Origin of the sequence: Nocardioides stalactiti (assembly GCF_014180715.1) — a bacterium.
GTDB lineage: Bacteria > Actinomycetota > Actinomycetes > Propionibacteriales > Nocardioidaceae > Nocardioides > Nocardioides stalactiti.
This window is the reverse complement of record NZ_JACEFC010000031.1, coordinates 1-22,201: the sequence shown is the minus strand read 5'-3', so window position 1 is coordinate 22,201 and position 22,201 is coordinate 1. Positions and strand designations below refer to the sequence as shown.

The window sequence follows — 22,201 nt, the reverse complement described above, 5'->3', positions numbered from 1 at the left end:
GCGTCTCCTTCTCGCTGCTGTGGCTGCTGGTGGAGCCGGTGGCTCAGGCGTAGAGGGCGTCGATCTCGGAGGCGTACTTCTCCGCGATCGGCTTGCGCTTGAGCTTCATCGTCGGGGTGAGCTCGTCGCCGCCCGGCTCCCAGGGCGAGGACAGCACGGTGAACTTCTTGATCTGCTCGACGCGGGCCAGCTTCTCGTTGGCCTGGTCGATGCCGGACTGGATGAGCGCCTTGACCGTCTCGTCCTGGGCGAGCACGGCGGGGGAGCCGTCGGCGAGGCCGACCTTGGCGGCGTACGCCGCGCAGGCGTCGGGGTCGAGCGTCAGCAGGGCCGTGATGTAGGGCCGGTCGTCGCCGATCGCGACGACGCTCATCACCAGCGGGCAGGCGACCTTGACGGCGCCCTCGATGTTCTGCGGCGACATGTTCTTGCCGGCCGCGTTGATGATGAGCTCCTTCTTGCGGTCGACGATCTTGACGTAGCCATCGGCGTCGATGGTGGCGATGTCGCCGGTGTGCATCCAGCCCTCGGCGTCGATCGCCTCGGCGGTCCGCTCGGGGTCGTTGCGGTAGCCCCGCATCACCAACGGCCCGCTGACCAGCAGCTCGCCGTCGTCGGCGAGCTTGATCTTCGAGCCGCCCGGGACGACCTTGCCGACGGTGCCGATGCGGATGCCGTCCGGCGGGTTCATGGTGACGACCGCGGAGGTCTCCGACATGCCCCACACCTCGAGCACCGGGACGCCGAGCGCCAGCATGAACGCCAGCGCGTCGGGCGCGATCGCGGACGCGCCCGTCGCGGCGGTGCGGACCTGGTCGAGGCCCATCAGCTCGCGCAGCTTGCTGAGGACGAGCTTGTCGGCCAGTCGGTGCTGGAGCTTGAGGGTGAGCGGGATCGGCTTGCCGTCGGACTTGAGCCAGGCGACCTTGGTGCCGGTCGCGATCGCCCAGTTGGCGATCTTCTTCTTGCGCTCGTCGGTCTCGGCCGCCAGCGCCGCCTCGAGCCCGGCCTTGACCTTGTACCAGACCGCGGGGACCGCTCCGAAGAACGTCGGGCGCACCGTCGGGAGGGTGGCGACGAGCTGCTTGGGGTCGGCCACCGTGGTGATCTGGATGCCGAACCGCATGTTGTTGTAGTGGGCGCCCCACCGGTTCGCGATGTGCGCGTCGGGGAGGTAGGAGACCAGCTTGTCCTCGTGGCTCAGCGGGAAGTAGCCCTCGAGCGCGTCCATCTCCGCCATCAGGTTGGCGTGGGTGAGCTCGACGCCCTTCGGCGGGCCGGTCGTGCCGGAGGTGTAGATGAGGGTGAGCACGTCGGTCGGCTCGACGGCCTGCCAGGCGGCGTCGAAGTCGAACGCCGGGTCGCCGGCGGCCTCGAGCTCCTCGAGCGTGATCGCGCCCTCGGCGGGGCCGTCGACGCAGATGAAGTGCTGGACCTGGCCGTCGACGTTGGCCGTCCGGAGCTTCTCGAGGAACTGCTGCTCGGTGAAGACCACCGTGTTGCCGGCGTTGCCGAACAGGTAGGAGATCTGGTCGGTCGCGAGCGTGTTGTAGACCGAGAACGGGGTCGCGCCGGTGTGCAGCGCGCCGGTGTCGACGACGTGGAACTCGGGACGGTTGGTCAGCATGATCGCGACCGTGTCACCCCGCTTGACACCGAGGGAGGCGAGGCCGGCGGCGACCTTGCGGACGCGGGCGGCGTACTGGCCCCAGGTGATCGAGACGCTGTCGTCGGGCGTGCGCAGGGCGACGGCGTCGGGGTGGGCGGCGGCGGTGCGCTGGAAGGCAGCGCAAAGGGTGCGGTGGGCGGCCATTCCGGCAAACTACCCGCTCCGGACCATTTCTGACAACGGGTATGTCCAACTTTCGTTCGAGGGGTCGCGTGAGCCGTCCGGAGGGGCCAGGCTGGCCTCGTGCGGGATCAGCAGACGTTCGACATCCGTGGCCACGTCCCCGGCCCGGCGGGCTTCCTCGGCGCGGCCGCCAACGTGGTCATGCAGCTCGGTTGGCGCGAGGTCGGGTACGGCGTCCTGGAGAGCAAGGTCGACAGCGGCAACGTGATGATCCACCCGTGGAAGCGGCTGCGGACCACCATCACGTACCTGGTCGTCGCGCTCTTCGGCACCGAGGAGGACAGGGCCCGCTACCGCGAGGCAGTCAACCGTTCGCACGTCCCGGTGAAGTCCGGTCCCGACAGCCCGGTGACGTACAACGCGTTCGACCCCGAGCTCCAGCTGTGGGTGGCGGCGTGCCTCTACATCGGCGTCCGGGACATGCGCACGACCTTCCTCGGACCGCTCTCCGACAGCGACGCCGACGCCCTCTACCAGTACTGCAGCCGCCTCGGCACCAGCCTCCAGGTCCGGCAGGACCAGTGGCCCGCCGACCTCGAGGCGTTCGATAAGTACTGGCGTGAGGGGGTGCAGCGGGTCCGGTACGACGCGCCCGTCCGCGAGCACCTGATGAAGGTCGTGGAGCTGCGGATGGTCCCGGCGTGGATGAGCTGGCCGAACCGGGCGCTCAACCGCTGGGCGACGACCGCGTTCCTGCCGCCGGAGTTCCGCCAGGCGATGGGGCTGTCGTGGACCGCGAAGGACCAGCGCCGCTGGCAGCGCTTCTGCGCCGTCGTGCGCGTCGGGTCCCGGCTGCTGCCGCGGTGGGTGCGGATGCTGCCGATCCAGCTCCAGCTCGCCGAGTTCCGGCTGCGCGCGCGGCGCGGGTGGCGCCTGACCTGACCGGTCAGTGCCCGGGTGCCACCATCAGCTGGACCGACGAGGCGAGCAGCTGGGCCGCCAGGTCGATGAGTGCCTCGTCGGAGACCTCGATGTCGCCGTTGAGCGCCGCGTGGGTGAGCTCGAGCGCGCCGCCGACGGCATAGAGCACGGCCACCCGGGCGCTGGTCAGGTCGACGGGCTCGCCGAACTCCTCGGCGAGGTAGCCGAGCATCGTCTCGGCGTAGGTGAGGACCACCTTGCGGCGGGCCTCCATCAGGCCGCTGGTGTTGGAGGCGACGAGCCCCGCGCGGGCCTTGCGCGGGTCGCTGCGCAGTACGGCGTAGCCGGCCTCGAACGCGGTCCGGCAGCCGTCGTACACGTCGGCGGTCGGGTTGGTGACCAGCGCCGCGCCGCCCTCCAGGGCGACCTCCTCGGCGATCTGGGTGAAGAGTGCGAGCTGGAGCTCGTCGAGGCTCTCGAAGCTCTCGTAGAAGTAGCGCGGGGTCAGCCTCGCCAGCGCACAGACCCTGCGCACGCTGATCTCGGCGTCGTCGCCACCGAGGCAGTCCAGGGCGGCCTCGAGGAGCGCCGCGCGTCGCTGCTGACGACGATCGTCAGCAGCGACGCCGCGGTACGGCCGTTGGATCCCCATAGGGGGAGCCTAGGGCCCGGGGTGGGTCAGTACGACTTCGGCAGTCCCAGCATCGAGGTGCCGATGTGGGCGAGGACGAGCTGCTCGGCGACCGGGATGTTCTTCCCGATCCGGGCGTCGCGCAGCCAGCGCTCGACCGGGTACTCCTTGGAGTACGCCATGCCGCCGAGGGTCTGGAACGCCGCGTCGGCGGCCTCCCAGGCGACCTGGGCGCCGGTGAGCTTGGCGACGTTGGCCTCGTTGCCGCAGGGGAGTCCCTGGTCGAAGAGCCAGGCCGCCTTGTAGGTCATCAGCCTCCCGAGCTCGGTCTTGGCCTTGATCTGGGCGAGCGGGAACTGGATGCTCTGGTTCGCGCCGATCGGCCGGCCGAAGACCTCGCGCTCGGTTGCGTACTTCGCGGCGTAGGCGAGCGCCGCGTCGGCACCGCCGACCCCGCCCGCCGCGGCGAGGATCCGCTCCGGGTTGAGGACGTCCCACAGCACCATGAACCCCGCGTCGACCTCGCCGATGACGTTGCGGGCCGGGACCCGGACGTCGTCGAAGAAGAGCTGGCTGGAGTACAGGATGTTGCTGCCCATCTTGGGGATCGGCGTGTACGACATCGTGCCGGCGGCGAGCGCCTCCTTGACATCGATGAGGAACAGCGTGAACCCGCTGGTGCGCGGCTTGGCCTCGGACGCGGGGATGGTCCGGGTGACCGCCACCATCCAGTCGGCGTTCTCCACGTTGGAGATCCAGACCTTCTGGCCCTTGATCAAGAAGTCGTCGCCGTCGCGCCGGGCCGAGGTCTTGATCTCGATGGCGTTGCTGCCGGCATCGGGCTCGGTGAGCGCGAAGCAGAACTGGACGTCGCCGGCCGCGATGCCAGGGAGGATCGCCTTCTTCTGCTCCTCGGTGCCGTGGCGGACCAGGGTGGTCGCGCCGAAGCCCGGCGTGGTCACGTAGAAGAAGGTCCCAGCGCCACCGCCGGAGGCGCACAGCGCCTCGTTGGCGACCGCGACCTCGAGCAGGCCCTGGCCGCCGCCGCCGTACTCCTCGGGGATGTTGAGGCCGAACCAGCCGCCCTTGCCGAGGTCGCTGAAGACCTCGGTGGGGAAGCGGTGGGCCTCCTCGCACTCCGACCAGTAGGCGTTGTCGTACTTGGACGCGACGGCGCGGACCCCGTCCTGGACGGCGAGCGCGGTGTCGGGAAGGTTGAAGTCCATCAGAGCGCTCCCCTCACAGGCCCAGGCTCCGTCCGATGATCTCCTTCTGGATCTCGGTGGTGCCCCCGTAGATCGTGGAGATGCGGCTGTCGAGGTAGGCGCGCGCGATCGGGTACTCCATCATGTAGCCGTAGCCGCCGTGGAGCTGGACGCCCTGGTTGACGAGCTTGTTCTGGAGCTCGGTGGCCCAGTACTTCGCCTGCGATGCGCCGACCGCGTCGAGCTCGCCGGCCACGTGCTTCTTGATGCAGTCGTCGATGAACACCCGGGTGATCTTGGCCTCGGTCGCCATCTCGGCGATGAGGAAGCGGTTGTGCTGGAACTTCCCGATCGGCTTGCCGAACGCCTCGCGGGTCTTGGCGTAGTCGAGGCACATCTCGACGATGCCCTCGCAGGCGGCCGCGGCCTGGGCGGCGATGATCAGCCGCTCCTGCGGCAGGTTCATCATCAGCGAGATGAAGCCGCTGCCCTCGGCGCCGAGCAGGTTCGCCTTCGGCACCCGGACGTCAGTGAAGCTGAGCTCCGCCGTGTCCTGGGCGTGCATGCCGATCTTGTCGAGGTTGCGGCCGCGCTCGAAGCCCTCCATGCCGCGCTCGACGACGAGCAGGCTGATGCCCTGGTGGCCGGCGTCCGGGTTGGTGCGGGCCACCACGATCACCAGGTCGGCGTGGATGCCGTTGCTGATGAAGGTCTTGGAGCCGTTGAGCAGGTAGTGGTCGCCCTGGTCGACCGCGGTGGTGCGGATGCCCTGGAGGTCGGACCCGGCGCCCGGCTCGGTCATCGCGATCGCGGTGACGATCTCGCCGCTCACGCAGCCGGGCAGCCAGCGCTGCTTCTGCTCCTCGTTCCCCAACGAGATGATGTAGGGGACGATGATGTCGGTGTGGACCGAGAAGCCCGGTCCGCTCGCGCCCGCGCGGGTCTGCTCCTCGGAGAGCACCACGTTGAAGCGGAAGTCGTCGATGCCCGGGCCGCCGTACTCCTCGGGGACGTCGAAGCAGAGGAGACCGGCCTCGCCGGCCTTGAGCCACAGGTCGCGCGGCACGATGCCGTCGCGGTCCCACTGCTCGTTGTTCGGGACGACCTCCTTCTCGTAGAAGGTCCGCGCTGTGTGGCGGAAGTCCTCGTGCTCGGGAAGGAAGAGCTCGCGCATTCGATGGAGGTCCTGTCGTGAGGCTGGGTTGATTGTGACAGTACTACTGTGACAGTTCTACTGTCACGATGCAACGGTTGCGGCGATCCCGGTGCCACCGGTCTCGCGCCGCCACGCCTGGCGGGCCTGCGGGATCAGCCGGGCAGGGAGCGGCAGCCGGCCGAAGCTCTGCTGGATCCCGCTCCCCATCGCGCGCAGCCGGAGGTCGTCGAAGCTGCTCCACTCCAGGTCCATCCGGTCCCGCAGGACGGGGGGCAGGGTGCCGCGGAGCACCCAGGCCATCGCGTCGAACTGGGCGTCCGACAGCGGACGCCAGAGCAGGTCGGGGATCTGGGGGATCGGCGAGGGGCCGAAGATCCCCTTCTTCGTGCGGTTGAAGGTCGACCGGGCGATCGCGTTCGGCACCAGTACCTCGGCGATCATCTCGTCCCAGTACTGGGTGAACTCCGCGTACGTCGCCGGCGTGCCGGTCGCGGAGACGCCGTAGAGCGAGTACCACTGGCGCGACTCCTGGAAGAGCAGCTCCTTCGAGGCCAGCGACAGCGGCTTCCCGAAGAACTCCCGCCAGGTGATCTGGAGCTCGAAGAACGTCGCGTGCGTCCAGTAGAAGACCTCGGGGGTCAGCGCGCTGTAGCGGGTCCCGTCGGCGAGGGTGCCCTTGAGGTGGACGTGGTAGTCCCGGACCCGCGCTGCCGTCGCGGGCGCGTCGGCGTCGTAGACGACCCCGAGGATCTGGGGGAGCGACCGCAGGATCCGCTTCATCGGACCCTGGAAGTACGTCGAGTCGTGGTCGCGCAGGGCCTGGTCGACGGCCGGGTGCATGGTCTGGAGGAGCCCGGCCCGCATCCCTGCCAGCGCCATCCGCTGGTCCCCGAACAGCCGCCAGGTCAACGAGTCGGCACCGAGCGCCTCGCCTGGCCGGGGGACGTAGACCCGGGTCATCTCCTGTGCCTGGGTCATGCGGTGGCCAACGGCCGGAGGGTCACCGGGAAGTCGTCGGTCGGCACGACCAGGGACGTGTTGTCCCACTCGATCTCGTAGTCGGGGTCGATCTCGAGCTCGAACGTCGTGAGGATCTTGTGCATCAGCGCCTTCACCTCGTTGGTGCCGAACGCCATCCCGATGCACTTGTGCGCGCCGCCGCCGAACGGCACGTAGCCGTAGCGGTGGGCCTTCTGCTCGGAGCGCGGCTCGACGTGGCGGGTCGGGTCGAACTCCTCGGCCGAGATCCAGTGGTCGCCGACCGTGTGCAACGCACCCGGCACCACGATCACCATGGTGCCCTCGGGGACGTGGTGTCCGCCGAGGCTGGTGTCCGCGGTGGTCCGACGGACCAGCGCCGGCACGGGGGCGACGAGACGCATCGCCTCCTTGAACACCACCTCCAGCGTGCTGAGGCTGTCGAGCTCCTCGATGGTCGGGGTCGCCGTGCCGAGTGCGAGCGACTCCGCCCGAGCCTTGTCCTGCCACTCGGGGTGCTTCGCGAAGTAGAAGGACATCGCGGTGGCGGTGATGGTCGTCGTGTCGTGCGCGGCCATCATCAGGAAGATCATGTGGTTGACGACGTCGTCGTCGCTGAACTTCATGCCGTCCTCCGTCTCCACGTGGCAGAGCGCGGCGAACAGGTCGTTGTCCTCACTGGCCCGCTTCGCGGGGATCTGGGACCGGAAGTAGGCGTCGAGGACCTTGCGGCCGGCCAGGCCCTTGTTCCATCGGGTCGGCAGCAGCGGGACCGCGCCGCGGATGATGCCGGTGCCGGCGCGAACGGCGTCGATGAACGCCTGGGTGAGGGCCTGCATCTCCGCGTTCGGCTCGGCGCCCATGAAGATCTCGGTGGCGACGTCGAGCGACAGCGACTTCACTGCGGGATACATCAGCATCGGCTCGTCGGTGGGCCAGGCCGGCACGACCCGGTCGATGATCGCGTCCACGCGGTCCTGGTAGGCCTCGAGCCGGGGTCGGGTGAACGCCTCCTGCATGATCCGGCGGTGCAGGAGGTGCTCCTGGCCGTCGAGCAGCATCAGGCCGCGGTTGAAGAACGGCCCGATGAAGTACTCCCAGCCGGACTGCGAGTAGACCTTGTCCTTGTTCTGGAGGATCTCCTGGGCGGCGTCCGGACCGATCGCCATGACCACGTCGGTGCCGAACGCCCGCACCCAGAAGACCTCGCCGTACTTGGCTCGCATCTCGCCGGCGGTGTGCCAGCCCTCCCGGATCATCTGGAGCGCCTTGCCCACCACGGGCAGGCCGGTCTCGCCCATCACCGGCTTCAGTCCGCTGCCGGCAGGAGGCGTGGCGAGCGGGACCGGCGTGGTGCCGATCCGTTCCTGGGCGGCGGAGAGCACGAAGTCGCCGGGGAAGTGGAGGAGCGTCGGCTTCTTCAGGGCCGGCTTCTTGAGCGCCGCCTTGGTGATCACAGGGCGCCGCCCTTGGCCCGGGTCTCGTACGCGGTGCGCTCGGGCCGCTCGAGGGCGTCCAGGAAGACGTGGTCGACGCCCATCCGCTTGGCCATCCACTGACCGGCGCCGAAGGGGAGGAGTCGGGTGACGTTCAGGATCGTGCGCGCGGACTTCGGCACGTAGACCTCGAAGCGCGGCTTGACGACGGCCTCGGTGATCGCCTCCGCGACCGACTCGGGGGTGATCGCCCGGAAGCCCGGCATGTCCTCGACCCCGTCGGTCAGCTCGGTGCGGGTGATGCCGGGCATGACGACGGTGAACTCGAGTCCCTGGTCGTGGAGCTCGGCGTAGGCGCCCTCGGTGTACTGCACCACGGCTGCCTTCGACGCGCAGTAGGTCGCGCTGCCGGCGACGCCGGCCTTGCCGGCGGTCGACGCCACGTTGACGATGTGGCCCCGGCCCCGCGGCAGCATCCGCCGGGCCGCCTCGCGGGTCCCGTGGATCACGGCGAGGGTGTTGATCGCGAAGATCCGGTCGATCACCGTGTCGTCCTCACCGAGCAACGTCGCGAGGGGCATCACGCCGGCGTTGTTGATGTAGACGTCGATCGGCCCGAGGGTCGACTCGACGGTGTCCATGAAGTCCTTGACGCTCTCGGGGGAGGTGACGTCGAGCGGCAGGGCGAGGGTCTCGCCGCCGATCCGCTCCGCGGTGGCCTTGGCGATGTCGAGGTCGATGTCGCCGATCGCCACCCGGGCGCCCTCGCGGGTGAGGGCGGTGGCGGTGGCGGCGCCGATGCCGCGACCGGCACCGGTGATGGCGATGACGCGGCCGTCGAGTCGGTTGCTCATGTTCAGTTCTCCCTCAGTAGACGAAGCGCGCGACGCGCTCCTTGATGGCGGTGTACGGCGCCTTGGTGAGCGCCGACTCGACGAAGAAGCCGGGGCGGCGATAGATCGAACGCCGGTGGCTGAAGGTCTCGAAGCCCCACTTGCCGTGGTAGGCCCCGTAGCCGCTCTCGCCCACCCCGCCGAACGGCAGGTCGGGCGGGAAGATGTGGAGCATCGTGTCGTTGACGCAGGCGCCGCCCGACGTGGTGCGGTCGAGCACGTGGTCGCCGTTGCGGCGCGAGAACACGTAGAGCGCGAGCGGGTGGTCGCTCGCGTTGATGTGCGCGATCGGCTCGCTGAGGTCGTCGAACCCGAGGACCGGCAGCACCGGCCCGAAGATCTCCTCGCCCATCAGCGCGGCGTCGGGCTTGACGCCGGTGACGACCGTCGGCGCGATGTAACGGGCCGCGACGTCGACCTGGCCGCCGACGGCGACCTCGTCGTAGCCGCCGCCGTCGAGGAGGGCCTTGACCCGCTCGGCGTGCCGCTCGTTGACGATCCGCCCGAAGTCCGCGCTCTGACGGGGGTCGTCGCCGTACCGCTCGCGGATCTCGGTCGCGAGCCGCTCGACGAGCTCGTCGTGCACGTCGTGGTGGACCCACACGTGGTCGACCGCGATGCAGGTCTGGCCGGCGTTGGACCACTTGGCGAACGCGATCCGGCTCGCCGCCTGCTTGAGGTTGGCGTCCTTGTGGACGATGGCGGGGCTCTTGCCGCCGAGCTCGAGCGTGGTCGGCGTGAGGTGCCGGGCCGCGGCGGCCGCGACGACCCGGCCGACGGTGCCGTTGCCCGTGTAGAGGATGTGGTCCCACTTCTGCGCCAGCAGGTCGGTGGTCTCCTCGACGCCGCCCTCGACGAAGGTGATCGCCTGGGGGTCGAGGTACTCACCGGCGAGCCGCGTGATGAGGGCCGAGGTCGCCGGGGCGAGCTCGGAGGGCTTGCAGACGACCGCGTTGCCGGCGGCCAGGGCGGCCGCCAGGGGAGTGGCGAGCAGGTAGACCGGGTAGTTCCACGGCGCGATGACGAGGACGACGCCGCGCGGCTGGTAGGTGATCGCGGCGCGGGCGGGGCGGAAGGCGATCGGGACCCGGATGCCGGTGTCCTTGGCCCACCCGCCCAGCTTCTTGCGCAGGTGGTCGGCTTCGCTCGCGGACGCCGCGATGTCGCCGGCCCAGGCCTCCCAGCGCGGCTTGCCGAGGTCCTGGGCGAGGGCGGCGAGGAGGTCCTCCTCGTTGTCACGCAGCATCTGGGACAGGGCTGCGAGCTGCTCGCGTCGCCAGTCGAGGTCGCGGGTGCGACCGCTCTCGAACGTCGTCCTGAGCCGGCGGACCAGCTCCTCGGCGGATGCAGCGGCCACGAGGACCTCCCCATTGAGGTGATAGAAACGTGTTCGGAATCTATCATCGACCGCAGAGAGCCGCTAGGGTTCTTCTGTGAGCATCGACACCAGCATCGAGCGGATCCTCGACGCCGCGCTGGTCGAGCTCGCCGAGGGCGGCACCCGTCGTACGACGATGAACCAGATCGCCGACGCGGCCGGTCTCGGCGTCGCTACCGTCTATCGCCGGTTCCCGCGCAAGGCCCACCTGGTCGAGGCGGTGCTGATACGTGAGGCGGAGCGCGTCATCGGCGAGGTCGATGCGGCGATCGAGCGCGAGGAGACGGTCGAGGCGCAGGTCGCCGTGGGATTCACGGCCTTCGCGCACGCCATCGCCGACCGCCCGTTCCTGGTGCGCCTGATGCGCGGGGACGGCGACCTGGACGGCGAGGCGGTCCACCCGGGCGAGCTGGCCGACCAGATCATGGCCGCTGTCCGCGACTACCTCGCTCTTTTCATCCGCCGCCACCAGTCGGAGGGCCGTTACCTCGGCGTCGACGCCGAGATCGTCGCCGAGATCCAGGGACGCCTCGCGCTCAGCCTGGTCCTCGCGCCGGATGGCCGGATCCCGATGCACGACGACGCCGCGACCCGTGCGTTCGCCACCCAGTACCTGCTGCCCCTCCTCGGCAGCGAACGCACGTGAACCGGCGAACGGTCAGGTGAACCGACGACCGGTCAGGCCGGTCCGGCGAGGAACGCCTCGTGGTACCGCAGCGCGAGCTCGGTCTCGGTCGGCGCGTCGTAGGCGCGTCGTCCGAGCAGCTCCTCGGCCTGGTTGACCCGGTAGCGGATGGTGTTCTTGTGCACCGAGAGCCGGGTCGCCGCCTCGTCCACGCTTCCCGCGGCGAGCAGGGCGCCCAGGGTCTGGCGCAGGCGGGCGGCCGTCTCGCCGGGCTCGGTGAGGGGACCGAGCGTCCGCGCGACGAACCGGCGGGCCGCCTCGGGCGAGGCGGTCATGACCGCGAGCAGCTCCACGTCGGCATAGCGGGTGACCGCGGCGGGCGAGGTGAGCGCGAACGCGACCCGCTGTGCCTCCCGCGCCTCGTGGTGGCTCAGGCGGAAGCCGCCGACGCCCTCCGCCGGCTCGCCGACGGCAACGGTGATGCCGCGCTGTGCGGGTCCGGGCGCCAGGTCCCCGAGCGCCGCCAGGTCGGGCACGTCGCGGGTCGCGAGCCAGGCCCACAGGTCGCGTCCGCCCGGGTGGGCGACGAGGGGTCGGACCCCGAAGGGTCGGGCGAGCTCGGCCGCGACCGCAGCCAGGTCCGGGACGTTGTCGACGTCGTCGGTGTGGAGCACGAGTGCCGTGTGGAAGCCCGACATCGGGTGTCCCCCGAGCCGCGCCGACAGCTCCTTGGGGTCGGTGCCCCGTCCCGCCAGGATGTCGCGCACCGCGTCGAGCCGTTGGGCGACCGCGCCCTGGCGCTGTCGGTCGGCCTCCGCCTGGAACAGGTCGACGGACTTCTCGACCGACGCGTCGAGCCACCGGCTGGCCCGGTCCCAGAAGTAGACGAGCACGGCGGCGGGGTCGACGTCGAACCCCTCGAGCGAGGCGGTCACCGTGGTCGCGTAGTCCCACACCGCCTGCTGCGCGACCCGATAGATCCGGAAGAGCAGGGTCGCCGGATGGCGCTGGCGCGCGAGCTCGACGGCGACCTCGGCGGCCGGTCGCACCAGGTGGTGCTCGGCGTCCTCGGCCTGGAGGCTCGCCAGGAAGGCGAGCCAGTGGGCGCGGACCGCCGCGGCGACCATCCGCGACAGCGACGGGTCGTCGGCGACCTCCTGGTTCTCCGCCAGGACGGGTACGACCACCCGTTCGACCCACCCGTCGAGCACGTCGACCTGCGACTCACGAGCGACGAACGTCTCCAGCCAGGCGTCGATGCCGGGCGGCCTGGTCGATCCCACGGGACGAACCTAGCGGGTAGGGGACCGTTGTGCGGCGGCACAAAAGAGCATCCGGATCTTGGTCGTCGTGGACGAGATCGGGCCGCCTCCTTCGACGAACACTGAGGGCATGCGCGATGCTCTCAACACCCTGGTCCCCCTGTTCGTCTTCATGATGCTGCCGATCTGGGTCCCGCTCCTCACGGCCACCTTCGGCTGGATCGCCGACCTGTTCGGCTCCGGACGCAAGGACGAGCTGGCCACCCGCCTGGCCGCCGTCAAGGAGCGCTCGCACCCGGGTCGCGGCCAGCACGCCCCGGAGATCGCGTTCGCCGAGGCGGCCTGAGTCTCCTCAGCCCAGCTTGCGCAGCTGGTTGAGTGCCCGGGTGGTCGCGACGACCGTGCCTTGGGCGTCGGTGATCTCGGCCTCGACGACGAACTCCGACTTGCCCGTCGCCAGCGCCTCCTGACGCACCCGCTCGATCTCCTCGGCGGCGACCGTGGCGGTGGCCCGGACGTCGCCGAGGCCAGGCCGCAGGAAGCTGATCTCGGCCTTCTTCACCAGCGGCACGAAGCCGGCCAGCTCGCCCTGGAGGTCGAAGGACGCCTGCGGGATGATCCCGCCCAGCACCTCGGCCGCGGTGAACAGCGAGCCGGCGTACAGCACGCCGAAGTGGTTGCCGTTGGGGCCGGCCGGCAGCTCCACCGTCGCGTGGCCGGGACCGGCGTCGAGGATCCTGATGCCCATCGCGCCGACGATCGGGATCACCGTGTGCATGTTCTCGGTCGCGGCTTCGGGGGTGGTGATGGGCTCCATGTCAGGCCTCCTGCTCGGCGGACTTCTCGGCGCGGCACGCGTGGTCGGTGATCTCGCCGACGAGCGCCGGCCACAGCTCGCGAGGAAGGTCGTGGCCCATCCCCGGGTAGACGACGAGGCGGGAGCCGGGGACCGCGGCCGCGGTCTCCTCGCCGCCCTCGAGCGTGATGAGCGGGTCGACGTCGCCGTGGAGCACCAGGGTCGGGACCATGAGGTCGCGCAGGCCGGGGCGGCGGTCGGGGGAGACGAGCAGCGCGGCGAGCTGGCGCACGAATCCGGCGGGGTCGCTGGCACGGCGGTAGGACTCCTCGCCGATCGAGCGCAGCCACTCCTCGTCGTGCGGGTACGCCGTCGAGCCGATCGCCCGGTAGATCTCGATCGTGTGGCGGCCGGCGTCCTCCTGTGAGCGAGGCGCGGGCGAGAGCAGCGCGGTCTGCGCCTCCGGCGTGGGCTTCCCGACGTTGGCGGCGGGGGTCGACATCACCGAGGTGAGGCTGATCAGCCGCTGCGGGTGGTCGAGGGCGAACTGCTGGGCGATCATGCCGCCCATCGACAGGCCGACGAGGTGGACCCGCTCGAGTCCGAGGGCGTCGAGCAGGCCCAACGTGTCGGCAGCCATGTCGGCCAGGACGTAGGGGACGTCGGTCTGCTGCCCGCCGAGCAGGGCCATCAGGTCCGGCGTGCCCGCGTCGTGCAGGTGCGTCGAGAGCCCGATGTCGCGGTTGTCGAAGCGCACGACGTGGAAGCCCGCCTCGGCGATCTCCTGGCAGAAGGCGTCGGGCCACACGATCATCTGCGAGCCGATGCCCATGACGAGGACGATCGCGGGGTCGTCGGCGGACCCGAAGGTCTCGTAGGCGATCGTGACCGTTCCGGCGTCCACTAGCGTTGGCTGCTGCATGGCTGAACCTTGCCAGTACTACTGTCACGGTGGGAAGCCACCCCGTCGACGAAGAGGTGCAGATGAAGGCATGGCAGGTCGCTGAGCTCGGTGAGCCGGCGCAGGTGATGCAGCTGGTCGAGGTCGCCGAGCCGGAGCCGGGGCCGCACCAGGTCGTCGTACGGGTCCTCGCGACTCCGGCGAACTTCCCCGACGTGCTCATGTGCCGCGGGCTCTACCAGGTCAAGCCCGACCTGCCGTTCACGCCGGGCGTCGAGCTCTGCGGCGAGGTCGTGGCCCTGGGGTCGGAGGTCACCCGGTTCGCGGTCGGCGACCGCGTCGTCGGCGCCAGCACCATGCCGTACGGCGGCTTCGCCGAGCTCGCCCTCATGGACGAGCCGATGACCTTCCCCGCGCCCGACTCGCTCGACGACGCGCAGGCGTCCAGCCTCTACATCGGCTACCAGACCGGGTGGTTCGGCCTCCACCGCCGGGCCGCGATCCAGGAGGGGGAGACGCTCCTCGTCCACGCCGCCGCCGGTGGCGTCGGGAGCGCCGCGATCCAGCTCGGCAAGGCGGCCGGCGCAAGGGTCATCGGCGTCGTGGGCGGTCCCGACAAGGCCGAGGTCGCGCGGCGGCTCGGCGCGGACGTCGTGGTCGACCGGCACGAGCAGGACTTCGTCGCGGTCGTGAAGGCCGAGACCGACGGCCGTGGTGCCGACGTCGTCTACGACCCGGTCGGCGGCGAGACCTACACCCGCTCCACCAAGTGCATCGCGTGGGAGGGCAGGATCCTCATCATCGGCTTCGCCGGTGGTGACATCCAGTCGGCCGCGCTCAACCACGCGCTCATCAAGAACTACTCGATCGTCGGGCTGCACTGGGGCATGTACAACCTCTTCGACCCGCCGGCGGTGCAGGAGTGCCACCGGGCGCTCACGGACCTGGCGACGCAGGGCCTCGTGGCGCCGCTCGTCAGCGAGCGGCTGCCGCTCGCGGGCGCCGCCGACGGTGTCCAGCGGCTCGCCGACGGCACCACCGTCGGCCGGGTCGTCTACGAGGCGAGCCCGAGCGCGTAGCCCACGACGCCGAGGGCAGCGCACAGCCCGAGCGTCCTCAGCGGGCTCCAGCCGCGCCAGAAGATCGCCAGCAGGGCGATCCCGGTGATCCCGAACGCGAGCGGGTCCCAGGAGGAGAGCACCGGGACGTCGAGATCGACCGGCCCGTCGCCGACCTCCCGGGACCGGTCGAAGAGCGTGTGCAACGCGAAGAACACCGCAAGGTTGGCGATGACGCCGACGACGGCGGCGGTCACGCCGGTGAGGGCGCTGCTGAGGTGGCGGTTGTGGCGCAGTCGCTCGACGTACGGCGCCCCGAGCAGCACGAACAGGAAGCACGGCACGAACGTCACCCAGGTGACGAGGAGCGAGGCGAGGACCGCCGCGACCCACGGGTCGAAGCTGCCGGGGTTGCGGTAGGCGCCGACGAAGGCGACGAACTGCACGACCATGATGAGCGGACCCGGCGTCGTCTCCGCCAGCGCGAGGCCCCGCACCATCTCGCCGGGCGCGAGCCAGCCGTAGACCTCGACCGCCTGCTGGGCGACGTACGACAGCACGGCGTAGGCGCCGCCGAAGGTCACGACGGCTGCGCCGGAGAAGAACAGGCCCTGGTCGACGAAGACCGGGGTGGAGGAGACGAAGGCGGCGAACGCGGCCACCGGCGCGAACCACAGGACGCCGGCGATGGCGACGATCGCGAACGACCGTCGCTTCGAGGGCAGCTCGTGGTGGAGCGCGTCGTCGCTGATGAGGGGAGGCGGGCCGTCGTCCTTGGCGGCGTGGCCGCCGCCCTTGCCGAGGTCGGGGACGAGGCGACCGAGGAGCCAGCCGACGATCGCCGAGGCGAGCACGACCAACGGGAACGGGACCGCGAAGAGGGTGAGGGCGACGAAGGCGCCGACCGCGATCGTGATGAGCGCGGTGTGGTTGAGCGCGCGCTTGGAGATCTTGTGGACCGCACCCACGACGATCGCGATGACGGCCGGCGCGAGCCCGGCGAAGATCGCCGTGACGGCCCCGGTGCCGCCGAACCGGACGTAGATCGCCGAGAGCGCGAGCAGGGCCACCACGCCCGGCAGCACGAACAGGCTGCCGGCGATGAGGCCGCCGCGGGTGCCGTTGAGGAGCCAGCCGGTGTAGATCGCGAGCTGCTGCGCCTCTGGCCCCGGGAGCAGGGTGCAGTAGTTGAGCGCGTGGAGGAACCGCTGCTGCCCGATCCAGCGCTTCTCGTCGACGAGCTTGTGCTGCATGACGGCGATCTGCCCCGCCGGCCCGCCGAACGTCTGCAGCGAGATGGCGAACCAGGCGCGGGTGGCCTCGCCGAGCGGGATCACGTCGCCGCCGGTCGGATGGGCCGGCAGCGGGTTCGGGCTCGCGGTCACGAGGCAAATACAACCACGCTGATAGGGAAAGTCGACCTACGTGCTCGCGGGTCGGGCGCGCCTCCGGTCGTGGTCGGCGAGGAACGACTGGATCTCGACCCAGGTGGTCTCCGGAGCCTTGGTCCCCGTCAGCACGCCGAGGTGCCCACCGGGAGCCAGTGGGAGCCGGACGTCCGGCGAGCCCGTGAGAAGGCTGCCGACGTGGTGGGCCGCGGCCTGGGGGACCAGGACGTCGGTCGCGCCGGCGATGTTCATCACCGGGACCGTCACCCTCGCCAGGTCGATGAGGTGGGTCGGGCCCTGGACCCGGCCGGTCGCGAGCTCGTTGCGCAGCGCCATCCGCTGATAGACCTGCAGGGTCGCCCGGCCGGGGTAGGCGAGCATGTTGTTCATGATCCCGTCGACCGCCTGGATCTGGCCGAGGAACTCCCGGTCCTCGCGGCGGCTCCAGAGGGTCCGCGGCTTCTTGAGGTACGTCGGCAGCGCGGTCGCCTTGAAGCCGATGCTCACCAGCGGCGCCGGCACCGACCCCGCTGCCTTGAGGGCGGTCCCGACGATCCGGCCGTCGGTCAGCCGCCCGATCGCGCGGATCGGCGCGAGGGTCGGGATCTTGGAGGTGTCGAAGGGGCTGGCCACCATCGCCACCGACCGGATCGGCAGGTCGTCGTAGATCGACGTGGTGCCGAGGGACAGCAGGCCGCCCATGCACCAGCCGACCAGGTGGACGTCCTTGCCGCCCGTGTCCTCGGAGACCCTGCGGATCGCCGGCGGCAGCACGTCGTTGACGAAGTGCTCGATGCCGACCTTCGCGTCCGCGCCCTTGAGCGGGCCGTAGTCGACCAGGTAGGTCGGCCGCCCCTTGCTCACGAAGTCCTCGGCCAGCGACAACCCGCGGCGCAGGTCGAAGCAGGACGCCTGTGCGCCCAACGGCGGAACCAGCAGGACCGGCAGTCCCTTGGACCGGACGCCCTTCGCCTTCGTGTAGCGGTGCAGCTCACGGGTGCGGCCGGTGTCGATCACCTCCGAGGGAGTCCGCGTCGTGTCGGCGATCCCGCCCTTCACCAGGAAGTCCCACAGGTTCACCACCGACTGCCGGCGGACGGCCATCGGTCGCTTCGGGTCGAGCACGCGGTGCTTGCGGACTTCTTGCGTCATCGGTCACCTCGGGGAGCAGCAGGGGAGGGCGACAGTCTGGCGCACCTGGCTACTGTCTGGGTCCATGTTGAAGGGGATGCCCGCGGGCGCGGCTGACCTGGGCCGACAGCTCGCCGTCGCCGTCGAGGAGATGGCCGCCTGGATGGGGGAGTACGGCGGGTTCGCCACCCACCCAGCACTCGAGGTCGACCCGGCCGCGCTCGAGGCCGCCACGGCGAGCCTGCGCAGCCGGCTCCGCGACAACTACCCGTTCCACCACCCGCGCTACGCCGGCCAGATGCTCAAGCCTCCGCACCCCGCGGCCGTGATCGGCTACCTGACCGCGATGCTCGTCAACCCCAACAACCACGCGCTCGACGGCGGGCCGGCCACGGCCGCCATGGAGAAGGAGGTGGTCGCCCAGCTCGCGGCGATGTTCGGCTTCCGGGACGCTCACCTCGGCCACCTGACGAGCAGCGGCACGATCGCCAACCTCGAGGCGCTCTTCGTGGCCCGGGAGACCCACCCCGGCAAGGCGATCGCCCACAGCGCCGACGCCCACTACACCCACGCACGGATGGCGCACGTCCTCGGCGTCGAGGCGCTCGGCGTACCGACGACGCCGTCCGGTGCGATGGATGTCGGCGCGCTGGAGGCCCTGCTCGCGTCCGGTCGGGTCGGCACGGTCGTGGCGACCACCGGCACCACCGGGCTCGGCGCCGTCGACCCCGTCCACGAGATCCTCGCGATCGCCCGGCAGCACGGCGTCCGGGTCCACGTCGACGCGGCGTACGGCGGCTTCTTCCGGCTGATCGCCGACGACACCCCGGGCGGGGTCGCCGCCGCGCCGTTCGCGGCGATCGCCGGTTGCGACTCGGTCGTCATCGATCCCCACAAGCACGGCCTCCAGCCCTACGGCTGCGGTGCGGTGCTGTTCCGGGACCCGGGGGTGGCGGGCCACTACCTGCACGACTCGCCGTACACGTACTTCACCTCCGACGAGCTGCACCTGGGGGAGATCTCGCTCGAGTGCTCCCGGGCCGGTGCGGCGGCCGCGGCGCTGTGGCTCACCCTGCGGCTGCTGCCGTTGACCCCGGACGGTCTCGGTTCCGTGCTCCGCCCCGGTCGGCGCGCGGCGCTCGCCTGGGCCGCGCTCGTCGAGGACAGCGACGCGCTCGACCTCTACCAGCCACCGGCGCTCGACATCCTCACCTACCTGCCGGCGCGCGGCCGGCTGTCGGAGGTCGACGCCGCGAGCGCCGCGGTGCTGGCCCGCGGGATGGCGCTCCCGCCCGACGAGTCGCTCCACCTGGCGACCTACACCGTCACCGGCGCCGCGCTGGCGGAGCGCGGACACCGGGTCGAGGCCGACGTCGCCAACGGCCGGGTCCTGCGGTCGGTGCTGATGAAGCCCGAGCACGAGGCCGCCGTGCCGGACCTGCACGCGGCGGTGCTCTCCCTGCTGCCCGACCCGGTGTGAGCTTCTCCCTGCCCACCGGCGTACCAGGAGCGGGGTCGTGCCGCGGCTTGCGCGGTCAGAGGTCCTTGCGCATCAGGTGGTTGGTGTGGCCGGGCGGGTAGTCGACCTCGCGCCCGTAGGTGACGTAGCCGCACCGCTCGTAGAAGTCGGGGGCCTGGAACTCCCAGGTGTTGAGCTTGGACCAGTGACAGCCCCGCGCCCGAGCCTCGTCCTCGACCGCTGCGAGGAGGTCGCGGCCGATCCCGTCACCCCGGCGCTCGGGGTCCACCCACATCACGTCGATCGTGAGCCACTGCCAGACGTCCTCCGTGGTGCCGATGCACCCACCCAGGAGCGTCCCGTCGTCGTCGACCGCGTACGCCGCCACCGGCGTCGACGGCAGGTTGGCCGGCTCGAACCGCACCCGGATAGCCTCGGACGCCGCCTTGTTGTGCGCGACCAGGCCCTCGGTCGTCGCCTCCTCGAACCCCTCGTCCGGACCGCCCTCGATGCGCCAACCCATGCCGTGAACGTCTCGTGCCCGGGCGCTGACGGTCAATCCGGTTTCGCCGGATCAGCCGGGGAGGGCTCGTGTGCGGGCGGAGGCCGGCGACGGTCGCGAGGGCGTCTGGGCATGGCGATGGCCCCGCGCGGGGGGCGCGGGGTCATCGGGCTGGTGGGGCAGAGTTCAGCAGAGAGCGAGCGGGGGTGCTGTGGCTGGGGGTGGTGGGTCTGCCACGACTGGTTCGTGGTCGTTCGGGTGGGGGAAGCCGGGGTCGGCCCAGGGTGGTTCGTCCGTCTCGGGGTGGCGATGGTCGGGGTGGCCGGGTGGGCTGAGGGATCTGGTGCCCGAAGCGGTGACGAGGAACTGGCGGCCGTTGAGGCTGGTCCAGAGGTAGACGCCGGGACTGAGGATGTCGTAGGTCCAGGCGTGGAAGGTCTTGGCGCGGTGGTGGCGTCGGCACAGGGGGACGAGGTTGCGGGGGCAGGTGGGTCCGCCGTCTGCGTGGGGGACGGCGTGGTCGAGGTCGCAGCGTTCGGCTTTGCGGTTGCACCAGGGGGCGCGACAGGTGTGGTCGCGCAAGGTGACCTGGAGCCGGTGGCGGTCGGGGATCTCGTAGGAGTCGACCGGGAGGTGCTCGGCCAGGTCGATCACGGGGCGGACGATGACCTGGGTGCCCTCGCTGGCGCACCAGGTACGGATCTGCTCGGCAAGCACCGGGTTGGTGGTGTTGCCGAGCCGGCCCACGTTCCCAACGCCCGCGAGAGCTGCGTCGGTGAGGTGGACGAAGAGCTCAACCTTGCGGCCCTTGACCACGCGGGTGATCTCACCGGTAGTGGTGTCGACGATCTCCAGGTCCAGGGCGAGGTCGCCGCGGGCGATCTCACCCAACGCGATCGAACGGCGTACGTCTAAGGACTCGTCGCAGCCGGAGAGGCGGAGCTCTTCGGCACGGCGGGCGATGGCTTGTTCGAGGTCGAGGGCGTCGGCGGTGTCGAGGACCGACCACTGGTCCACCACCCCGTCGTGCCCACCGTTGAGGTCGATGGTGCAGTGGCGGCGGTCGGCGGCGTCCTGACGGCGTTCTTCGGCGGTGTCCGGGTCGAACCGGTTGATCGCTTCGGTGACGAGCCGTTCGACCTGGGCCCAGGTGCAGCCGGTGAGCGCGAACGCGAGGTGGCGGTCCACGAACGCGGCTGCTTCGGCCGACAGGGTCCGGGTGAGTTCGGCGACCTGGAGGGCCTTCCAGACCGGGACCTTCCCGGCGTAGACGGCGTCGCGGATCCCGGGCAGTCGCCAGCCGGTCTCGATGACCTTCCCGACATAGCCGCGGCCGGAGTCCAGGGACCGTTCCAGGGTCGCGCACAGCTCGGAGAGCGCGAACTCGGAGACCAACGGTGCGCCCGGGCCGGCGATCGGGATCCCGGTGTCGACGTAGGAGTCGCGGATCGTCGCGGCACCCTCGGGGTCGGTGACCACGTTGGCATCGGCCCAGGCGATCAGGTTCTGGAACTCCTCGACCTCACTGCGTCGACGCACCGCGACACCGGCCGCGAGCTGGTCGAGCAGCACCGATGTCGACCGGTGGTCCGGCCCGACGAGAGTGCTGCCAGTGGTCCCGAGATCCATGAGTCCAGCCAACCCCAGCACCCCGACAACAACCCAACAAGCACCCCTGGCCTGTGGAGAAGAACGACCTCACAACCGCCCTGTGGACGCCAACGAGCACCCACGCCGCGGCAGCCCGAGACCCACCCTGCTGGGGTGACTCAGGAGTCGCCGGGGTCGGGGTCCTGCGTGCGGTCGGTCCGCTCGTCGGCGGCCTCGCGCGGCGGTGGCTCGGGGAAGGGGAACTCCATGGTGCCGTCTCGGCCGTAGGCGAACCAGGTGCCGAAGCCCTCGGGGTGCTGGCGGAGCTGCTCGCGGATCCACGCCTGCTCCGGGTCCTCGGGCAGCTCGGGGGTGGCCGACGGGTGCAGCGCGTAGGTCCGGTGGACGAGATGGCCCAGGTCGTCGGGTTGCGCAGCGAGGGCGTCGCGGACCTGCTCGAACGCGCGGTCGTCGCTGCCCCAGATCGTGCCGGCGAGGCCGGACCAGTCGCGAGGAGAGAGGTGGAGCACGACCTCGCCCTCACGATCCGGCAGCGTCACGTGGATCTCCACGAGGCCGCTGGCGACGGCCGAGACCGCCCATTCGTCGAGGCGCGCGACGAGTCGCAGCCACGCCTGCACCTCGCCCTCGGTCGGCATGCCGCTCATCGTCGCCCAGCGGCACCGCCTCCACCCAGCGGATTCCGCCGCAGCCTCAGCCGATCGCTTGGACGGCGCGGGCGGCACCGGCGGTGGCACCGCGGATGAGGCCGAGGCCGAGGGCGGCGTCGCCGATGACCTCCACCGGTACGCCGGGGAGCGCTGCGGTGAGGGTCGCGCCGAGCCCGGGGTCGGGCTCGACGGTCCCGGCCAGCACGACGGCGTCGGCGGGGAGGACCCGCGACGTGCCGTGCGCGGGGACGTAGTGGACGCCGTCCGCGGTGATCTCCTCGACCGCGCAGCCGACGTGCACGGTGATCCCGAGTCGGTCGATCCGGTCGAAGTGCTCCGAGCGGCGCTTGAGGCCGAACTCCGCACCGATCTCGGGGCCCGGTTCCAGGAGCGCGACCAGGCGTCCGTCGGCGGCGGGCACCTCGGCG

The 22,201-nt window shown here is 70.8% G+C and carries 22 protein-coding genes; 5 read left to right on the top strand and 17 right to left on the bottom strand.

All coding sequences use genetic code 11. The features are described from left to right. Nucleotides 1-43 precede the first annotated feature (43 nt). Nucleotides 44-1,813, bottom strand: a complete 1,770-nt coding sequence (locus tag H0487_RS08630) for an AMP-dependent synthetase/ligase (protein ID WP_183093828.1) — start codon at nt 1,811-1,813, stop codon at nt 44-46. A gap of 99 nt (nt 1,814-1,912) precedes the next feature. On the opposite strand from H0487_RS08630, the gene H0487_RS08625 reads away from it, so the two are divergent. Continuing rightward, a complete protein-coding gene (locus H0487_RS08625) occupies nt 1,913-2,734 on the top strand; it encodes an oxygenase MpaB family protein (RefSeq protein WP_220793212.1) in 822 nt (273 codons plus the stop codon). A gap of 4 nt (nt 2,735-2,738) precedes the next feature. Here H0487_RS08625 and H0487_RS08620 read toward each other — a convergent pair whose 3' ends face one another. The 7 genes from H0487_RS08620 to H0487_RS08590 all read right to left on the bottom strand — a co-directional run bounded on the left by H0487_RS08620 (nt 2,739) and on the right by H0487_RS08590 (nt 10,369). Further along, entirely contained in the window at nt 2,739-3,365 is a 627-nt protein-coding gene (locus H0487_RS08620; protein ID WP_183093827.1) for a TetR/AcrR family transcriptional regulator, read from the bottom strand. 26 nt (nt 3,366-3,391) lie between these two features. Next, on the bottom strand, nt 3,392-4,570 hold the full coding sequence (locus H0487_RS08615; protein ID WP_183093826.1) for an acyl-CoA dehydrogenase family protein: 1,179 nt from the start codon (nt 4,568-4,570) through the stop codon (nt 3,392-3,394). A 13-nt stretch (nt 4,571-4,583) separates the two neighbouring features. Further along, the gene (locus tag H0487_RS08610) at nt 4,584-5,723 is read right to left on the bottom strand and encodes an acyl-CoA dehydrogenase family protein (protein ID WP_183093825.1); all 1,140 of its coding nucleotides are present in this window, start codon (nt 5,721-5,723) and stop codon (nt 4,584-4,586) included. Nucleotides 5,724-5,786: 63 nt separating this feature from the next. Continuing rightward, nucleotides 5,787-6,683, bottom strand: a complete 897-nt coding sequence (locus H0487_RS08605) for an oxygenase MpaB family protein (protein WP_183093824.1) — start codon at nt 6,681-6,683, stop codon at nt 5,787-5,789. Next, a complete protein-coding gene (locus H0487_RS08600) occupies nt 6,680-8,140 on the bottom strand; it encodes a cytochrome P450 (RefSeq protein ID WP_220793211.1) in 1,461 nt (486 codons plus the stop codon). The genes H0487_RS08605 and H0487_RS08600 overlap by 4 nt, the downstream gene beginning before the upstream one ends. Beyond that, nucleotides 8,137-8,973: an SDR family oxidoreductase gene (locus H0487_RS08595; protein ID WP_183093823.1), complete on the bottom strand. Its 837-nt coding sequence runs from the start codon at nt 8,971-8,973 to the stop codon at nt 8,137-8,139. Before H0487_RS08595 ends, H0487_RS08600 begins: the two co-directional genes overlap by 4 nt. A 13-nt stretch (nt 8,974-8,986) precedes the next feature. Then, nucleotides 8,987-10,369, bottom strand: coding sequence for an aldehyde dehydrogenase family protein (locus tag H0487_RS08590; protein ID WP_183093822.1), 1,383 nt, complete (start codon nt 10,367-10,369; stop codon nt 8,987-8,989). Between the two features lie 76 nt (nt 10,370-10,445). On the opposite strand from H0487_RS08590, the gene H0487_RS08585 reads away from it, so the two are divergent. After that, a complete protein-coding gene (locus tag H0487_RS08585; RefSeq protein WP_183093821.1) occupies nt 10,446-11,036 on the top strand; it encodes a TetR/AcrR family transcriptional regulator in 591 nt (196 codons plus the stop codon). Nucleotides 11,037-11,068: 32 nt separating this feature from the next. On the opposite strand, the gene H0487_RS23835 is transcribed toward H0487_RS08585, so the two are convergent. After that, a complete protein-coding gene (locus tag H0487_RS23835; RefSeq protein ID WP_183093820.1) occupies nt 11,069-12,298 on the bottom strand; it encodes a PucR family transcriptional regulator in 1,230 nt (409 codons plus the stop codon). Nucleotides 12,299-12,407: 109 nt separating this feature from the next. Here H0487_RS23835 and H0487_RS08575 point away from each other — a divergent pair, with 109 nt between their 5' ends. Next, complete coding sequence (locus H0487_RS08575; protein ID WP_183093819.1) at nt 12,408-12,623, top strand: hypothetical protein; 216 nt, start codon at nt 12,408-12,410, stop codon at nt 12,621-12,623. A gap of 6 nt (nt 12,624-12,629) precedes the next feature. Here the strand turns inward: H0487_RS08575 and H0487_RS08570 are convergent, their stop codons facing one another. After that, the gene (locus tag H0487_RS08570; RefSeq protein WP_183093818.1) at nt 12,630-13,094 is read right to left on the bottom strand and encodes a PaaI family thioesterase; all 465 of its coding nucleotides are present in this window, start codon (nt 13,092-13,094) and stop codon (nt 12,630-12,632) included. Between the two features lies 1 nt (nt 13,095). Continuing rightward, nucleotides 13,096-13,995: an alpha/beta fold hydrolase gene (locus H0487_RS08565; RefSeq protein WP_183093817.1), complete on the bottom strand. Its 900-nt coding sequence runs from the start codon at nt 13,993-13,995 to the stop codon at nt 13,096-13,098. Between the two features lie 29 nt (nt 13,996-14,024). Between H0487_RS08565 and H0487_RS08560 the strand changes: the two genes are divergently transcribed. Continuing rightward, the gene (locus tag H0487_RS08560) at nt 14,025-15,053 is read left to right on the top strand and encodes an NADPH:quinone oxidoreductase family protein (protein WP_312855871.1); all 1,029 of its coding nucleotides are present in this window, start codon (nt 14,025-14,027) and stop codon (nt 15,051-15,053) included. Here the strand turns inward: H0487_RS08560 and chrA are convergent. Beyond that, a complete protein-coding gene (chrA, locus tag H0487_RS08555; protein ID WP_312855870.1) occupies nt 15,029-16,417 on the bottom strand; it encodes a chromate efflux transporter in 1,389 nt (462 codons plus the stop codon). The genes H0487_RS08560 and chrA overlap by 25 nt on opposite strands. Nucleotides 16,418-16,453: 36 nt before the next feature. Then, entirely contained in the window at nt 16,454-17,572 is a 1,119-nt protein-coding gene (locus H0487_RS08550) for an alpha/beta fold hydrolase (RefSeq protein ID WP_183093816.1), read from the bottom strand. Between the two features lie 64 nt (nt 17,573-17,636). Here H0487_RS08550 and H0487_RS08545 point away from each other — a divergent pair, with 64 nt between their 5' ends. After that, on the top strand, nt 17,637-19,031 hold the full coding sequence (locus H0487_RS08545; protein ID WP_220793210.1) for a pyridoxal phosphate-dependent decarboxylase family protein: 1,395 nt from the start codon (nt 17,637-17,639) through the stop codon (nt 19,029-19,031). Nucleotides 19,032-19,086: 55 nt separating this feature from the next. Here the strand turns inward: H0487_RS08545 and H0487_RS08540 are convergent, their stop codons facing one another. The 4 genes from H0487_RS08540 to H0487_RS08525 form a co-directional block, all read right to left on the bottom strand. Then, nucleotides 19,087-19,533, bottom strand: coding sequence for a GNAT family N-acetyltransferase (locus H0487_RS08540; protein WP_183093815.1), 447 nt, complete (start codon nt 19,531-19,533; stop codon nt 19,087-19,089). Between the two features lie 165 nt (nt 19,534-19,698). Continuing rightward, a complete protein-coding gene (locus tag H0487_RS08535) occupies nt 19,699-21,141 on the bottom strand; it encodes an HNH endonuclease signature motif containing protein (RefSeq protein WP_183093814.1) in 1,443 nt (480 codons plus the stop codon). A gap of 140 nt (nt 21,142-21,281) precedes the next feature. Further along, complete coding sequence (locus H0487_RS08530) at nt 21,282-21,761, bottom strand: hypothetical protein (RefSeq protein WP_183093813.1); 480 nt, start codon at nt 21,759-21,761, stop codon at nt 21,282-21,284. 55 nt (nt 21,762-21,816) lie between these two features. Beyond that, a partial coding sequence (locus tag H0487_RS08525; protein ID WP_220793209.1) for an NAD(P)/FAD-dependent oxidoreductase occupies nt 21,817-22,201 on the bottom strand: 385 nt, incomplete at its 5' end.

Coding starts and splice junctions, on each gene's coding strand:
- H0487_RS08570 (WP_183093818.1), bottom strand. CDS start 13,094: ATGGAGCCCATCACCACCCCCGAAGCCGCGACCGAGAACATGCACACG.
- H0487_RS08535 (WP_183093814.1), bottom strand. CDS start 21,141: ATGGATCTCGGGACCACTGGCAGCACTCTCGTCGGGCCGGACCACCGG.
- H0487_RS08615 (WP_183093826.1), bottom strand. CDS start 4,570: ATGGACTTCAACCTTCCCGACACCGCGCTCGCCGTCCAGGACGGGGTC.
- H0487_RS08545 (WP_220793210.1), top strand. CDS start 17,637: ATGTTGAAGGGGATGCCCGCGGGCGCGGCTGACCTGGGCCGACAGCTC.
- H0487_RS08575 (WP_183093819.1), top strand. CDS start 12,408: ATGCGCGATGCTCTCAACACCCTGGTCCCCCTGTTCGTCTTCATGATG.
- H0487_RS08620 (WP_183093827.1), bottom strand. CDS start 3,365: ATGGGGATCCAACGGCCGTACCGCGGCGTCGCTGCTGACGATCGTCGT.
- H0487_RS08530 (WP_183093813.1), bottom strand. CDS start 21,761: ATGCCGACCGAGGGCGAGGTGCAGGCGTGGCTGCGACTCGTCGCGCGC.
- H0487_RS08565 (WP_183093817.1), bottom strand. CDS start 13,995: ATGCAGCAGCCAACGCTAGTGGACGCCGGAACGGTCACGATCGCCTAC.
- H0487_RS08605 (WP_183093824.1), bottom strand. CDS start 6,683: ATGACCCAGGCACAGGAGATGACCCGGGTCTACGTCCCCCGGCCAGGC.
- H0487_RS08595 (WP_183093823.1), bottom strand. CDS start 8,973: ATGAGCAACCGACTCGACGGCCGCGTCATCGCCATCACCGGTGCCGGT.
- H0487_RS08610 (WP_183093825.1), bottom strand. CDS start 5,723: ATGCGCGAGCTCTTCCTTCCCGAGCACGAGGACTTCCGCCACACAGCG.
- H0487_RS08540 (WP_183093815.1), bottom strand. CDS start 19,533: ATGGGTTGGCGCATCGAGGGCGGTCCGGACGAGGGGTTCGAGGAGGCG.
- H0487_RS08550 (WP_183093816.1), bottom strand. CDS start 17,572: ATGACGCAAGAAGTCCGCAAGCACCGCGTGCTCGACCCGAAGCGACCG.
- H0487_RS08630 (WP_183093828.1), bottom strand. CDS start 1,813: ATGGCCGCCCACCGCACCCTTTGCGCTGCCTTCCAGCGCACCGCCGCC.